This window comes from Bremerella sp. JC817 (assembly GCF_040718835.1).
Classification (GTDB): domain Bacteria; phylum Planctomycetota; class Planctomycetia; order Pirellulales; family Pirellulaceae; genus Bremerella.
Genome location: NZ_JBFEFG010000090.1, coordinates 1 through 351, shown reverse-complemented (window position 1 = coordinate 351; position 351 = coordinate 1). Strand labels below are relative to the sequence as shown.

Sequence of the window (351 nt, the reverse complement as noted above, 5' to 3'; positions counted from 1 at the left end):
AGGCTCCCGGCAGGTCGAGAATACGCTTGGAAATGACGTTCAGCATGACTTCGCTGGTTCCGCCCTCGATGCTGTTGGCCTTGGTGCGCAGCCAGTTGCGGCTCGGCTTGCCGCCGTCCGTGTCCTCGCTTTCCCATTCGAGACTACGGCTGCCGCCGACGCTCATCATCAGTTCGTGGCGGCGCTTGTTCAGTTCGGTGCCGGCATATTTGATCATGTTCGGCTGGGCGGGATGGCCCTTGCCGACCTTGACCTCGTCCAGGAACTTCTCGCCCATGCAGGCATAGGCCAGCGCATCGACGTCGAACATGGCGAGCTCTGCCCGCAGGACGGGGTCGATCTCGCCCGCGC

At 63.2% G+C, this 351-nt stretch carries 1 protein-coding gene; it reads right to left on the bottom strand.

Features of this window, described 5'->3' with window-relative positions:
- A partial coding sequence (locus AB1L30_RS00425; protein ID WP_367011382.1) for an acyl-CoA dehydrogenase family protein occupies positions 1-351 on the bottom strand: 351 nt, incomplete at both ends.